Annotated in this window: 14 protein-coding genes; 4 read left to right on the top strand and 10 right to left on the bottom strand. The window is 71.9% G+C overall.

Annotated elements, in window-relative coordinates; all coding sequences use genetic code 11:
• Nucleotides 1-652, bottom strand: a 652-nt coding sequence (locus tag IH13_RS0121475) for a phosphotriesterase family protein (RefSeq protein WP_031086853.1), incomplete at its 3' end; no start/stop codon positions are given.
• A 49-nt stretch (nt 653-701) separates the two neighbouring features.
• A complete protein-coding gene (locus IH13_RS0121480; RefSeq protein ID WP_031086854.1) occupies nt 702-1,676 on the bottom strand; it encodes a phosphotriesterase family protein in 975 nt (324 codons plus the stop codon).
• Nucleotides 1,677-1,920: 244 nt separating this feature from the next.
• Here IH13_RS0121480 and IH13_RS0121485 point away from each other — a divergent pair, with 244 nt between their 5' ends.
• Genes IH13_RS0121485 through IH13_RS0121500 form a run of 4 tightly spaced genes read left to right on the top strand, consistent with a single transcriptional unit; the run spans nt 1,921 to nt 5,351 of the window.
• Nucleotides 1,921-3,093 (top strand): cytochrome P450, encoded by a 1,173-nt coding sequence (locus tag IH13_RS0121485; RefSeq protein WP_031086855.1) that lies wholly within the window; start codon nt 1,921-1,923, stop codon nt 3,091-3,093.
• The gene (locus tag IH13_RS0121490) at nt 3,090-3,278 is read left to right on the top strand and encodes a ferredoxin (protein ID WP_031086856.1); all 189 of its coding nucleotides are present in this window, start codon (nt 3,090-3,092) and stop codon (nt 3,276-3,278) included. The genes IH13_RS0121485 and IH13_RS0121490 overlap by 4 nt, the downstream gene beginning before the upstream one ends.
• A complete protein-coding gene (locus IH13_RS0121495; RefSeq protein WP_031086857.1) occupies nt 3,275-4,417 on the top strand; it encodes an NAD(P)/FAD-dependent oxidoreductase in 1,143 nt (380 codons plus the stop codon). Before IH13_RS0121490 ends, IH13_RS0121495 begins: the two co-directional genes overlap by 4 nt.
• Nucleotides 4,418-4,427: 10 nt before the next feature.
• The gene (locus IH13_RS0121500; protein WP_031086859.1) at nt 4,428-5,351 is read left to right on the top strand and encodes a LysR family transcriptional regulator; all 924 of its coding nucleotides are present in this window, start codon (nt 4,428-4,430) and stop codon (nt 5,349-5,351) included.
• 7 nt (nt 5,352-5,358) lie between these two features.
• Here IH13_RS0121500 and IH13_RS0121505 read toward each other — a convergent pair whose 3' ends face one another.
• The 8 genes from IH13_RS0121505 to IH13_RS0121540 form a co-directional block, all read right to left on the bottom strand.
• Complete coding sequence (locus IH13_RS0121505) at nt 5,359-5,967, bottom strand: TetR/AcrR family transcriptional regulator (protein WP_031086861.1); 609 nt, start codon at nt 5,965-5,967, stop codon at nt 5,359-5,361.
• Between the two features lie 87 nt (nt 5,968-6,054).
• Nucleotides 6,055-6,717 carry a 3-oxoacid CoA-transferase subunit B gene (locus tag IH13_RS0121510; protein WP_031086864.1) on the bottom strand — a complete coding sequence of 221 codons (663 nt, stop codon included), beginning with the start codon at nt 6,715-6,717 and terminating at the stop codon, nt 6,055-6,057.
• Nucleotides 6,717-7,409 (bottom strand): 3-oxoacid CoA-transferase subunit A, encoded by a 693-nt coding sequence (locus IH13_RS0121515; protein ID WP_031086865.1) that lies wholly within the window; start codon nt 7,407-7,409, stop codon nt 6,717-6,719. The genes IH13_RS0121510 and IH13_RS0121515 overlap by 1 nt, the downstream gene beginning before the upstream one ends.
• Nucleotides 7,406-8,599 (bottom strand): thiolase family protein, encoded by a 1,194-nt coding sequence (locus tag IH13_RS0121520; RefSeq protein ID WP_031086869.1) that lies wholly within the window; start codon nt 8,597-8,599, stop codon nt 7,406-7,408. Before IH13_RS0121520 ends, IH13_RS0121515 begins: the two co-directional genes overlap by 4 nt.
• The gene (locus IH13_RS0121525) at nt 8,596-9,864 is read right to left on the bottom strand and encodes an FAD-dependent oxidoreductase (protein WP_031086871.1); all 1,269 of its coding nucleotides are present in this window, start codon (nt 9,862-9,864) and stop codon (nt 8,596-8,598) included. The genes IH13_RS0121520 and IH13_RS0121525 overlap by 4 nt, the downstream gene beginning before the upstream one ends.
• A gap of 13 nt (nt 9,865-9,877) precedes the next feature.
• Nucleotides 9,878-10,513, bottom strand: coding sequence for a maleylpyruvate isomerase N-terminal domain-containing protein (locus IH13_RS0121530; protein ID WP_031086873.1), 636 nt, complete (start codon nt 10,511-10,513; stop codon nt 9,878-9,880).
• A complete protein-coding gene (locus IH13_RS0121535; RefSeq protein WP_031086875.1) occupies nt 10,510-11,337 on the bottom strand; it encodes a fumarylacetoacetate hydrolase family protein in 828 nt (275 codons plus the stop codon). The genes IH13_RS0121530 and IH13_RS0121535 overlap by 4 nt, the downstream gene beginning before the upstream one ends.
• A 2-nt stretch (nt 11,338-11,339) precedes the next feature.
• Nucleotides 11,340-12,247 (bottom strand): cupin domain-containing protein (locus tag IH13_RS0121540; protein WP_063837474.1); only part of this gene is annotated, 908 nt, incomplete at its 5' end.

Below are 12,247 nucleotides of genomic sequence, written 5' to 3' on the forward strand. Positions count from 1 at the left end.
GGCCGCCCTGCTCGGCGATCCACACGTCGCGGGTCCTGTCGGCGTTGACGCCGTCGTCGACGTGCCCGAACAGGACGCGGTGCAGGGGCAGTCCCTCCTCCTCGAAGATCGCGATGGCGTTCTCGGCGTCGATCGCGAGGTGGGTAAGGATGGGGACGCCCGTGGCGAGGGCGGCGCGGGCGGCGGCCCGGTAGATCCGCTTGTCCAGGTCGGTCATCCGGCCGCCCCGGCTCACGCCGACCTTGATGACGCCCGCGCGGCTGCCGGTGTCGCCGATGCCGACGGTCATCTCGTGGATGAACTGCCGCATCAGGTAGTCGACACCGGCGTTCGCGAAGTGCGGCAGGGCGGTATCGCCGCCGACGAAGCCGGTGCAGGCGACGATGTGCACGCCCGTCTTCGCGGACAGGGACTTGTAGTAGTCGACGTCACGGCCGTTGCAGATGCCGGTGGCGTCGACGAAGGTGCCGCCGCCCAGCTCGTGGAACCGTCGCAGCTTGGGGACGGTCTCCTCGTACCGCTGCTCGGGCGTCTTCCACCACTTGGTGTCCAGTTCGGAGCCGGGCATGCCGTAACCGATGTGCTCGTGGACCGCGACGATGCCCAGCTCCTCGGCTGGGACGGGACCCAGGACCGTGTTCACTCTCGACACAACACTCACCTTTGAGAAAGAGACTTGATGGCCGTATCCGCCGGGGCGCTCAGTGCACCGACAGCAGGTCCCGCGGGTTGTCCACGAGAATCCGCCGTACGTCGTCCTCGCCGAGGCCCTTGCCCTCGAGGAGCGGGATGAAGTCGGTCAGGACGTGGCTGTACGGCAGGTCGTTGCCGGGGTGGCCCTTGGCGACGCCGGTGGCGCCGGCCGACAGCAGGACCCGGCCGGTCAGGCCGGCCTCGGCCAACTCCAGTACGAGGGCGACGCGTTCGGCGTCCGTCACGTGGCCCTCGTCCTGCGTGCCGACGTGGTCGAGCGCGACGTACGCACCGCGGCGGGCGACCTCCAGGCAAGCCCCGGCGGCGACGGCGTCCTTGCGGTCCAGTCCACCGACGACGACCCGGTCGGCGGGCAGCTTCTCGTCCAGGACCACGTCGAGGTCCTGCAGGGCGTCCTTGCCGTAGCGGATGGAGACGGGGACGCCGGTGGCGAGCGCGGTCCGGGCCGCACCCCGGAACAGACTCTCGTCGGTCGCGGTCATGCCGGTGCGGGTGGCGGCGGTGGCGACCAGTCCGGCGGCGCCGCGCCGCTCGACGCGCGGGACGACCATGCCCTCGGTGACCTCCTTGGTGAAGAGGTCGGCGAACTTCTCGGCCGGCCACGGCGTCGGCGGGTTGGTCTGCGGGGTGAGGAAGTAGCCGCCGAGCATCTCCTCGGGTCCCTGGCCGGTCGAGGCGACGATGTGGACGCCCGTCGCGCGGGCGAGCGCCTCGTAGAGCCGCACGTCGCGGCCGTGGAACATGCCGGTGCTGTCCACGATCGTGCCGCCGCCGTGCGCCTTGAAGTCCTTCAGCCGGGCGGCGAGGGTCTCGAAGATCTCGGCGCGGTCGAGGGTGATGTCGTAGGCGTGCTCGGCGCCCGGCACCACCGACAGCAGCGCCTCGTGGACCGAGACGACACCCAGCTCCGCGGCCGGCACCGGGCCCAGGACGGTGTTGACGGTGTTTCTCTCGACGCTCATGCGCATGCCTCACATCTCCGGTGTGGGGTGCCCACGCACCCTGTGGCTGCCTTCACGGTAGCCATTCGCTTTACACACCGTCAATGAAACAGACACCACGAAAAAATAATTCGCCATCGGTTGCGCGAGCGTCATGGACGCCTTGCGCGGGTCCGGGAAGGAGATGCGGCATGCATGCGGTGCATGTCGAGGCATGCCAAGCATTCACTTGTTCGATGCGAGGCCGGGCATTTCACTGTGGGGCATGAGCACCCCGCCCACCTCCGACGTGGACCTCTTCGCCGACGAAGTCGTCCTCGACCCGTACCCCGTCTACGCCGAGCTGCGCGAACGCGGTCCGGTCGTGCATCTGCCGCACAACGACGTCTACGCGCTGACGCGGTACGACGTCATCCGCGATGCCCTCGCCGACTGGGAGTCGTTCTCCTCGACGTCGATCGCATTCAATCCGATGGCCAACGAGGCTCTGACCGGCACGTCGCTGGCGTCCGACCCGCCCGTGCACACCCAGTTGCGCGCCACGCTCACCGAGAACCTCTCCCCGCGCGCGCTACGCGGCCTGAAGGGCTCCATCACGGCGAAGGCCGACGCCTTGGTCGCCGAACTGGTGGAGAAGGGCTCCTTCGAGGCCGTCGACGCCCTGGCCCGTGCCTTCCCGCTGGAGGTCGTCGCCGACCTCATCGGCTTCACCGGCGAGGTGCGCGCCAACATGCTGCACTGGGGGCAGGCCGCGATGCAGGTCCTCGGCCCCATGAACCAGCGCACCGCCGAGAACTTCCCGATCGCCGGCGAGCTGTACGCCTGGTGCTCCCAGGTCACCGCCGACGACCTCGCCGAGGGCTCCGTGGGACGCGGCATCTTCGACGCCGAGGCCCGCGGCACCATCCCGCCGGACACGGCCGGCCACATCATCCACCAGTACCTCGGCGCCGGCGTCGACACGACCATCGCCGCCATCGGCAACCTCGTCGCCCTCTTCGCCCACCATCCCGACCAGTTCGCCCTCGTCCGCGAGAACTCCTCGCTGGTGCCCGCGGCCTTCAACGAGGTGCTGCGCTTCTGGGCGCCCGTTCACGCCTGGGGCCGCCGCGTCACACGGCACATCACGATCGAAGGGACCGAGATCCCGGCGGGCGCGCAGGTCGCGATCCTGTTCGGCGCCGGCAACCGCGACCCGCGCCACTACGAGAACCCGGACGCGTTCCTCGTCGAGCGCAATCCCGTCGATCATCTGTCGTTCGGCTACGGCCCGCACGGCTGCGCGGGCCAAGGGCTCGCCCGGCTGGAGGCCCACGCCGTGATCGAGGCGCTGTCCCACCGGGTCGGACGCCTCGTCGCCGGACCCGAGGTCCGCGTCCCCAGCAACACCACCCGGAGCATCGAGGAGCTCCCCGTCCTGGAGGTGATCCCCGCATGAAGATCGTTCTCGACCGCCCCCGCTGCGAGGGCCACGGCCTGTGCGAGGAGGCCGCCCCTCAGCTGATGCACCTCGACGACGAGGGTGAACTCGCCCTGGGTCGCGAGGAGTTCGAAGCGGCCGACGCCGTCCTCGCCCACGCAGCTGTGCGGGTGTGTCCCGTCGCGGCCCTGAGGATCGCATGAGCACCGCACCCCCCGGGCGCGTGGTCGTGGTGGGCAACGGCATCGCCGGGCTCACCGCGGCCGACACGCTGCGCGAGGCCGGGTTCGACGGCGAGCTGACCATCGTCGGCGACGAACGGCACCCCGCGTACAGCCGCCCCGCCCTGTCCAAGGCGCTGCTGCTCGACGGCGACGACCTGACCTCGCACGAGCTTCCGCCGGCCGGCCACGGGGCGACCGAACTGCTCGGTGTGCGGGCGACCGGCCTCGACCCGGACCGCCGGCTCGTCTCCCTCGACGACGGCACGGCCCTGCCGTACGACCGGCTGGTGCTGGCCACCGGGTCCCGGGCCCGGCGGCTGTCCGCCCTGCCCGGCGAGCTCACCCTGCGCGGGCTCGACGACGCGCTGGCCCTGCGCCGGCGGGTGGCGGCCGGACCGTCGGTCGTCGTGGTGGGCGGCGGCCCGCTCGGCATGGAGATCGCCTCCGGCTGCCTGACCTCCGGCTGCGAGGTCACTCTCGTCTCGCAGGGCACACCCCTGCGGCAGCAGCTCGGCCCGTACCTGGCCGGCGTCTTCGTGCGGGCCGCGCGGGAGCGGGGACTCACCGTCGTGGAGACCGCCGGGGCACAGCTGGAGGGCGGCGGCGGGGTGCCGAGGGTCGTGCTCGCCGAGGGCGGAGTCCTGGAGGCGGAGGTGGTGCTCACCGCCGCGGGCGACGTCCCCAACACGGAGTGGCTCGCCGGCTCCGGGCTCACTGCGCGGGGCGCCATCGAGGTGGACGCGCGTGGGCTCGTACGGCCGGACGTGGCGGCCGTCGGGGACCTCGCGGCCTTCCCCACGCCGCGTGGGCGGCGCCGTGTCCCCCTGTGGAGCAGCGCGATCGAGCAGGCGAAGGTAGCGGCGCGGGCGCTCGTGCACGGGGACGCGACGCCGCCGCTGCGGTTCCAGCCGTACTTCTGGACGGAACAGTTCGGGCTGAGGCTGAAGGCGGTCGGCACCCTGCCCGTGGACGGCGAGCCGGAGTACGTCGACGGGGAGCCCGGCGGCGGGCCCGCTCTGATGCGCTGGCCGCACGCCGACGGCACCGCCGACGTCGTCGCCCTGGACTACCGCCTACCGATCCCCCGGCTGCGCCGGATGACCCAGGCGGCCGCGTAGGCTGCGCCCCATGAGCACGGAGGAACGGGGCACCACGAGTTCGGGCCTGGACCGGCTGGCGTCGGTCAACCTGAATCTCCTGGTGCCCCTTCTCGCGCTCCTTGAGGAGCGGTCGGTGACGAAGGCCGCCGAGCGCGTCGGCTTGTCCCAGCCCGCGATGAGCCACGCCCTGACCCGGATGCGGCGCCTCCTCGGGGACGACCTGGTCGTCCGGCAGGGCAGCGGGGTCACACTGACGCCGCGCGCGCTGGAACTGGTGGGGCCGCTGCGCAGCGCCCTGCAGCAGACGGCGCGCATCGTGAACTTCCCGGTCTTCGACCCGGCGACGGACGGCCGGATCATCACGGTCGCCATGACGACGAGCACGGCGTTCGTCGTCGGCCCCCGGCTGACCCTGCTCGTCAGGGAGCGCGCCCCGCACGCCACGCTGCGGCTGCGCACGATCACGGTGCCGACCGAGGCGACCTTCACCGAGCAGGGCGTCGACGTGGTGCTGATCTCCGAGGGGCACTTCTCGCCGTATCCGCGCGAGCGGCTGTACGACGACCGGGTCGTGGTGGTGGCCTCGCCGGACGCGCCCGCGCAGGCTGACGCCCTGGAGCTGCTGACGACCCAGCCGCACGTCGTGGTCGACACCGACCCACGGGTCTTCCCGTATTCGGTGCTGGAGGACAGGGGCATCCCCTACCGGGTCGGGCAGCTGTGCTCCGACTTCCTGCTGGTGCCCTTCCTGGTGGCCCGCGCCGGCGGGGTCGCGCTGCTGCGACACCAGGTCGCCGTCGCCATGCGACGGCTGTCCGATCTGCGGATCGAGGAGTTCCCGTTCCCGCTGCCCGAGCGCGGCATCGACATGGTGTGGAACCCGAGGCTGACCGACCAGCACTTCGTGGCGTGGCTGCGGGCGCTGCTCCAGGAGACTGCGGCGGGGCTCTGAGCACCAGTCAGTTCAGCAGGCGCACCCAGCTGTCGGCGAGCTCCTCCAGCATCTGGTCGCGGGTCAGCTTCCAGTCGGAGCCGTCCCAGTGCTGGGCCACGTAGTCGAGCTGGGACATGGCGAGCACACCCCGGAAGTGCCGCTGGTGGGGTGCGAACCGGCCGGCCGCGGTGAGGCCGTCCTCGATGTCGCTGATGGTCTCCTCCAGCCAGCTCTCCACCAGGGCGGGCAGGTCCGGGTCGATCACCGCGGCGTCCCGGCCGATGCGGATGATCGGCCGGATCACCGGCCAGCACTCGGCGGTCCGGCGCAGCCACGCCATGATCGCCTCCGCCGACCCGTCGGCGACGGTGGCCACCAGGTCCTGGGCGGTGGAGCCGTGCTCGGGCGAGCGGACGCGCTGGAGCGCCTCGTTGAGCTGCTCGTCGATGAGCGCCCGCATCAACTCGCTGCGGGAGGGGAAGTACGCGTAGAAGGTGACGCGTGTGGTGCCCGCGGTGGTGGCGATGTCGTCCACCGTGGTGGCGGCGTACCCCTTTGCCTTGAAGAGCTGCAGTCCCGACTCCAGCAGCAGACGGCGGGTCATCTGCTTCTGTGCCTCACGAAGGTTCGCCATGCCGGAGATCCTAACCCTGCCCCGGCACGGCGAACGCTCAGCTTACGCACAGCCCGCGGTGACGACGTCGCGTAAAGCCCGTGCCTCTCAGCCGGTCAGCTCGACGTCCAGGCGCTCCCGCAGTGCGGCCACGGAGATGCCGTACGTCTCCAGCACCCGGACGCCGTCCGGGCCTACGGCGAAGACGCCGTGGTCGGTGTAGACGCGGTGGACGCAGCCGGGCCCGGTGAGCGGGTACGTGCAGGCGGGCACCAGCTTGGGCGCGCCGTCCCGGGTGAACAGCTTCATCATCACCAGCACCTGCCGGGCCCCCACGGCAAGGTCCATGGCGCCGCCGACGGCGGGGATCGCGTCAGGGTCGCCGGTGTGCCAGTTGGCCAGGTCGCCGTACTGGGAGACCTGGAAGGCGCCGAGGACGCACACGTCCAGGTGCCCGCCGCGCATCATCGCGAACGAGTCGGCGTGGTGGAAGTACGCCGCCCCGGGCAGCTCGGTGACGGGTACCTTGCCGGCGTTGGTGAGGTCAGGGTCGATCTCGTCGTCGGTCGCGGCCGGGCCCATGCCGAGCATGCCGTTCTCGGTGTGCAGCACGATCCCGGCGTCGGGCGGCAGGTGCTCGGCGATCCGGGTCGGCTGCCCGATGCCGAGGTTGACGTAGGAGCCGGCCGGGATGTCGCGGGCGATGCGCGCGGCGAGTTCGTCGGTGGTGAGCGGGGCGCGGTCAGTCTGCTCCGGCACGGAGGACGTCATCATCGGGCCCCTTCCACGGTGAGCCGACGGGCCTCGGCCCGTACGAGTCGGTCGACGAAGATGCCGGGCGTCACCACGGTCTCCGGGTCGATCCCCCCGGCCTGCACGATCTCGGTGACCTGGGCGATCACCGCGGTGGCGGCCGTGGCCATCACCGGCCCGAAGTTCCGGGCGGTCTTGCGGTACACCAGGTTCCCCCTGGTGTCCGCGCGGTGGGCGGAGATCAGCGCCACGTCGCCCTGAATGGGGAACTCCAGGACATGCACGCGTCCGTCGATCTCCCGGGTCTCCTTACCCTCGGCCAGCGGCGTGCCGACGCCGACCGGGCTGTAGAACGCGCCGACACCGGCCCCGGCGGCCCGCATCCGCTCGGCGAGCGTGCCCTGCGGCACGACCTCCAGCTCGACCCGGCCGGCCCGGTACAGGTCGTCGAAGACGTAGGAGTCGCTCTGCCGGGGGAAGGAGCAGATCACCTTGCGCACCCGGCCGGCCTTGAGCAGCGCGGCCAGGCCCACGTCGCCGTTGCCGGCATTGTTGGAAACGATCGTCAGGTCCCCGGCTCCCTGCCGAATGAGGGCGTCGATCAGGTCGAACGGCATCCCGGCCAGGCCGAATCCGCCGACCAGGACGGTGGAGCCGTCCTCGACGCCGGCGACGGCCTCGTCGGTGGTGGCGGCGATGGTCGTGGTCATCCCTGGCTCACCTCACCTGTCACGTTCTCCAGGACGACGGCGAGGGCCTGGCCCACGCCGATGCAGATGGCCGCGACGCCCCAGCGCTCGCGCCGGTCCCGCAGCACCTCGGCGAGGGTGCCGAGGAGGCGGCCTCCGGAGGCGCCCAGCGGGTGTCCGAGGGCGATGGCCCCACCCCGGGTGTTGACGATCTCCGGGTCCACGTCCCAGGCGTCCACGCAGGCCAGCGACTGCACGGCGAACGCCTCGTTCAGCTCGACGGCGCCGACGTCACCCCAGCCGATGCCGGCCCGGCGCAGCGCCTTCTCAGCGGCCTCTACGGGGGCGTGGCCGAACATCTGCGGTTCGACCGCGTGCACACCGCGCCCGGCGATCCGGGCCAGGGGGTCCCGGCCGATCCGGCCGGCCGCGGCGGAGGTGCCGAGCAGGAGGGCCGAGGCGCCGTCGCTCAGCGGGGAGGCGTTGCCCGCGGTGATCGTGCCGTCCGGGCGGAACGACGGTTTCAGGGCCGCCAGCTTCTCCGGGGAGGTGTCCGGGCGGATGCCCTCGTCGCGGGCGAGTCCCTCCACCGGCACGACCAGGCCGTCGTAGAAGCCCTCGTCCCAGGCAGCGGCCGCGAGGCGGTGCGAGCGGGCCGCGAACGCGTCCTGGCGTTCCCGGGAGATGCCGAACTTCTCCTGGAGCAGTTCGTTGCACTCGCCCAGCGAGAGCGTCCACTCCTTCGGCATCGCGGGGTTGACCAGCCGCCAGCCGAGGGTGGTGGAGACGGCCATGACGTCGCGGGCGGGGAAGGCCCGGTCCGGCTTGGGCAGCACCCAGGGGGCGCGGGTCATGGACTCCACGCCGCCCGCGACGACGACGTCGGCGTCGCCCGACTCCAGAGTGCGGGAGGCGGTGATCGCCGCGTCGAGGCTGGAGCCGCACAGCCGGTTCACGGTCGTGGCGGGCACGCTCACCGGCAGTCCGGCCAGCAGCGCCGCCATCCGGCCGACGTTGCGGTTGTCCTCGCCGGCGCCGTTGGCGTTGCCCCACACCACGTCGCCGACGGCGGCGGGGTCCAGGTCCGGGGTCTTGTCGAGCAGGCTGGTCAGCGCGGTCGCGGCGAGGTCGTCGGGGCGCACCCCGGCGAGTGCGCCGCCGAACCGGCCGAACGGGGTGCGAGTCGCCGCGTACAGATGAGCGTCGCTCATGCCGCGCCCCCCGCGAGGGCCGCTTCGCCGACCGGCGCCGAGGACAGCGGGATCGGCGTGAACATCTCCGGTTCCTGGTCCGGCGTCACGGCGGTCGGACCGAACAGCCAGTCGGTGAAGGAGTAGTCGTAGGTATCGCGGGCGCGCAGCAGGGCGTTGCGCTGCTCGCGGGCAGGGCCGTCGAGGTGCCACAACTCGCCCCAGGCGCGGGAGGTGCTCAGCACGCGCCGGCAGTGCTCGGGCCGGACGGCCTCGTAGGCGGCGAGCGCGGCGCTCCAGTCGACCGTGCCGCCCTCGGCGCGGTGGCGGGCGACGTGCTCGCCCAGCACCCAGCCGTCCTCGACGGCCATGATCGCGCCCTGTGCGATGTACTGCAGCGGCGGGTGCGCGGAGTCGCCGAGCAGCGCGATCCGGCCGTGCACCCACTGCATGATCGGGTTGCGGTCGTACATCCGCCACCACTTGTCCCGCCACATGAAGGGGAGACCGTCGCGGACGAAGTCGCAGGTGTCGGCGAAGGCGGCGTCGAGTTCGTCGGGTGTGCCCCAGTCGTCCCGCCCGGCCAGGGCCTTGGGTGACTCGAACACGGCGACCTGGTTGAGCAGTTCGCCGCCGCGCAGGCCGTAATGGACGAAGTGGCAACGGGGGCCGACGTACACCACGACCTCGCCGAGGTCGACGGACGTCACCCTCGGCTGCTCGGCGGGGACGGTGCCGCGGTAGGCGACGTACGCCGAGGAGACGGGCTCGTCGTCGACGAGCAGCCCGCGGGCGACGGAGTGCAGGCCGTCCGCCGCGATCACGACGCCGGCCTCGTGGGTCTCGCCGGAGGCGAGGGTCACGCGGGCACCGGCCCTGGTGTTCTCGTACGAGGTCACCTGCGCGTCGTTGATCAGCTCGACACCGGCGCGCTCGCACGCGCGCAGCAGCAGGCCGTGCAGGTCGCTGCGGTGGATGACCAGGTACGGGTAGCCGTAGCGCTGCTCCAGGTGGCGCAGGTCGAGCCGGGTCAGCTCGTCGCCGTCGACGGCGTCGCGCATGACCATCGCGTCCGGGACCACGCCGAGGCTCTTGGCCTCCTCCAGGAGGCCGTAGTCGTCGAGGATGCGGGTGCAGTTGGGGGCGAGCTGGATGCCGGCGCCGACCTCGCCGAAGGCGGGGGCGCTCTCCAGCAGGCGGACGCCCAGGCCCTGGCGGGTGAGCGAGAAGGCGGCGCCAAGGCCGCCGATGCCGCCGCCGACGACGATCACATCAGGGTGGGACATGGGATGCACTCCTCTACAGCCAGGGGCCGAGCGCGGGGGCGCCGGCGAGCGAGTGGGGCCGGCCCGCCAGCCAGGCGGCGACCTCCGCCGGCGGGCCGTCGGGCAGCTCGGCCAGTCCGCGCTTCGCCCGGATCTCGGCGACGAGCGCGGTCAGGAAACCCTTCGGCAGATCGGCGAAGGTGACGACGCCGGTGCCGAGGTCGACGGCGTGGACACACACCTCGCGGGCCCGCATCCACGGCAGCTCTGTGGCGGGGAGGGTACGGCCCTGGGCGGTGACGACCTCGCGCCCCCGCTGCTCGTCGGTGAGTCCGTCCAGTCCCGCCGCCAGCTTGTGCGCGGAGGCCGTCAGCCAGGAGCGGAGCTCGTCGGCCGACAGTGCGGGGCCCTTGGCGATGCCGGCGGCGCGCTCCTCGGCGGAGGCGTACATCGGCGTCTCCTCGCCGGTGGCCGCCCAGTGCACCAGGTTGCCGAGCGCGTCTGCGTTGGCGGCGACGTGCGCCACCAGGTGCCTGCGCGTCCAGTCCGGCAGCAGGCTGGGCGCCGAGAAGGCATCCTCGTCCAGTCCCGCAACGGCGTCGAGCAGCAGCTCGGTGCCGGTACTGGCCCAGGCGCACGCGTCGTTGAGAGTGCGCGGGGCGCCGGTCATCCCTCGACCACCTTGTTGGAGCAGGCGCCCAGGCCGGCGATCTCGGTGACGACGGTCTGGCCGGGCAGCAGGAACACCTTCGGGTCACGGGCGTTGCCCACGCCGGCCGGAGTGCCGGTGGCGATGATGTCGCCGGGCCGCAGCGTGATGACGGCGGAGATGTACTGGACCAGGAACACCGGGTCGAACAGCAGCGTGCCGGTGTCGTCCCGCTGCATGACCTCTCCGTCGACGGTCGTGCGCACCTCGAGCGCGGGGCGTACGCCGCCGACCTCGTCGGGGGTGACGACGTACGGTCCGACCGGGGTGGTGGCCTCCCAGATCTTGCCCTGAGTCCACTCGATGGTGCGGAACTGCCAGTCGCGCAGCGAGATGTCGTTCATGACGGTGAAGCCGGCGATGGCGTCGGCGGCCTGCTGCTCGTCGGCGCGCCGGACCTGCTTGCCGATGACGACGGCCAGTTCGACCTCCCAGTCGAGGGTGTCGGTCTCGGCCGGCTTGGCGATGTCGTCGTTCGCGCCGATCAGGGTCTCGGCAAACTTGGGGAACAGGGTCGGGTAGCTGGGCAGCTCCCGTCCCATCTCCTTGATGTGGTTGGTGTAGTTGTGGCCGACGCAGACCACCTTGGAGGGGTTCGGGACGACCGGCGCGAAGTCGGCGCCCTCGACCGGGTAGGCGGTGCCGGACGCGGCGGTGGCCTTGCCCTGCCAGTCGTCCTCGGCGAACAGCTCGCCCAGGTCGGCGTAGCCGAGGTCGACGAGGATGTCGCCGTTGAGGCGGACCGCCCGGGTGCCGTCGACGGTGCGGAGGGTGGCGAGTTTCATGGTCAGGCGTCCTTCTGGGTGCGGTTTAGCTTCAGCGCCTCGAAGACGGGCGCGTCGGAGAAACGGAACAGGTCGAGGGCGCCCGAGTCGGAGTCGGACGAACCGGCCTCGGACTTCGCGGAGAACGGCTCCCAGGACGGGACGACGAACAGGTCACCGCGGGTGACCGTCCAGGACCTGTCGCCGACGGTCACCACGCCGGATCCGTCGAAGACCTGGTAGACGGAGGAGCCGGTCTCGCGCGCCGGCGCGGTCTCGGCGTCGCGGGCGACGCGGTGGAACTCGGCGCGGATCGTCGGCAGAGCGTCGGAGCCGTCGTGCGGGTTGGAGTACCGCACCGCGGCGTGGCCGGGCTCGACGGTGCCGCCGAAGCCCTCCTTCTCCAGCAGCAGTTGGTCGCGCAGGGCGGCGTCCGTGTACTCCCACTTGTACGACAGCAGGGGGCATGTGTATAAGAGACAGGGGTGGCCCCACAGCCGCTCGGAGCGGGAGCGCTCGGGGGTGATCCGCTCGGCGTCGCTGATCTCGTCGCGTCCGAACTCGAAGAACTGTGCCTCGGTGACGTACTGGAACGGGATGTCCAGGCCGTCGATCCAGGCCATCGGCTCGGAGGTGGCGTTGTGGTGGGCGTGCCAGTTCCAGCCGGCCTGCGGCAGGAAGTCGCCGCGGTTCATCGGCACGGGGTCACCGCCGACGACCGTCCACACGCCCGAGCCCTCGACGACGAAGCGGAAGGCGTGCTGGGTGTGGCGGTGCTCGGGGGCGTCCTCGCCGGGCATGAGGTACTGGATGGCGGCCCACAGCGTCGGCGTGGCGAAGGGCCTGCCGCCGAGGGAGGGGTTGGCCAGCGCGATGGCGCGGCGCTCGCCGCCGCGGCCGACGGGGACCAGGTCCTGTCTCTTATACACAT

The organism is Streptomyces sp. NRRL WC-3549, assembly GCF_000721935.1.
In the GTDB taxonomy this organism is placed as follows: domain Bacteria; phylum Actinomycetota; class Actinomycetes; order Streptomycetales; family Streptomycetaceae; genus Streptomyces.

Excerpts from the sequence above, each read along its gene's own strand:
- IH13_RS0121480 (WP_031086854.1), bottom strand. The coding sequence starts at position 1,676 with ATGAGCGTCGAGAGAAACACCGTCAACACCGTCCTGGGCCCGGTGCCG.
- IH13_RS0121485 (WP_031086855.1), top strand. The coding sequence starts at position 1,921 with ATGAGCACCCCGCCCACCTCCGACGTGGACCTCTTCGCCGACGAAGTC.
- IH13_RS0121490 (WP_031086856.1), top strand. The coding sequence starts at position 3,090 with ATGAAGATCGTTCTCGACCGCCCCCGCTGCGAGGGCCACGGCCTGTGC.
- IH13_RS0121495 (WP_031086857.1), top strand. The coding sequence starts at position 3,275 with ATGAGCACCGCACCCCCCGGGCGCGTGGTCGTGGTGGGCAACGGCATC.
- IH13_RS0121500 (WP_031086859.1), top strand. The coding sequence starts at position 4,428 with ATGAGCACGGAGGAACGGGGCACCACGAGTTCGGGCCTGGACCGGCTG.
- IH13_RS0121505 (WP_031086861.1), bottom strand. The coding sequence starts at position 5,967 with ATGGCGAACCTTCGTGAGGCACAGAAGCAGATGACCCGCCGTCTGCTG.
- IH13_RS0121510 (WP_031086864.1), bottom strand. The coding sequence starts at position 6,717 with ATGACGTCCTCCGTGCCGGAGCAGACTGACCGCGCCCCGCTCACCACC.
- IH13_RS0121515 (WP_031086865.1), bottom strand. The coding sequence starts at position 7,409 with ATGACCACGACCATCGCCGCCACCACCGACGAGGCCGTCGCCGGCGTC.
- IH13_RS0121520 (WP_031086869.1), bottom strand. The coding sequence starts at position 8,599 with ATGAGCGACGCTCATCTGTACGCGGCGACTCGCACCCCGTTCGGCCGG.
- IH13_RS0121525 (WP_031086871.1), bottom strand. The coding sequence starts at position 9,864 with ATGTCCCACCCTGATGTGATCGTCGTCGGCGGCGGCATCGGCGGCCTT.
- IH13_RS0121530 (WP_031086873.1), bottom strand. The coding sequence starts at position 10,513 with ATGACCGGCGCCCCGCGCACTCTCAACGACGCGTGCGCCTGGGCCAGT.
- IH13_RS0121535 (WP_031086875.1), bottom strand. The coding sequence starts at position 11,337 with ATGAAACTCGCCACCCTCCGCACCGTCGACGGCACCCGGGCGGTCCGC.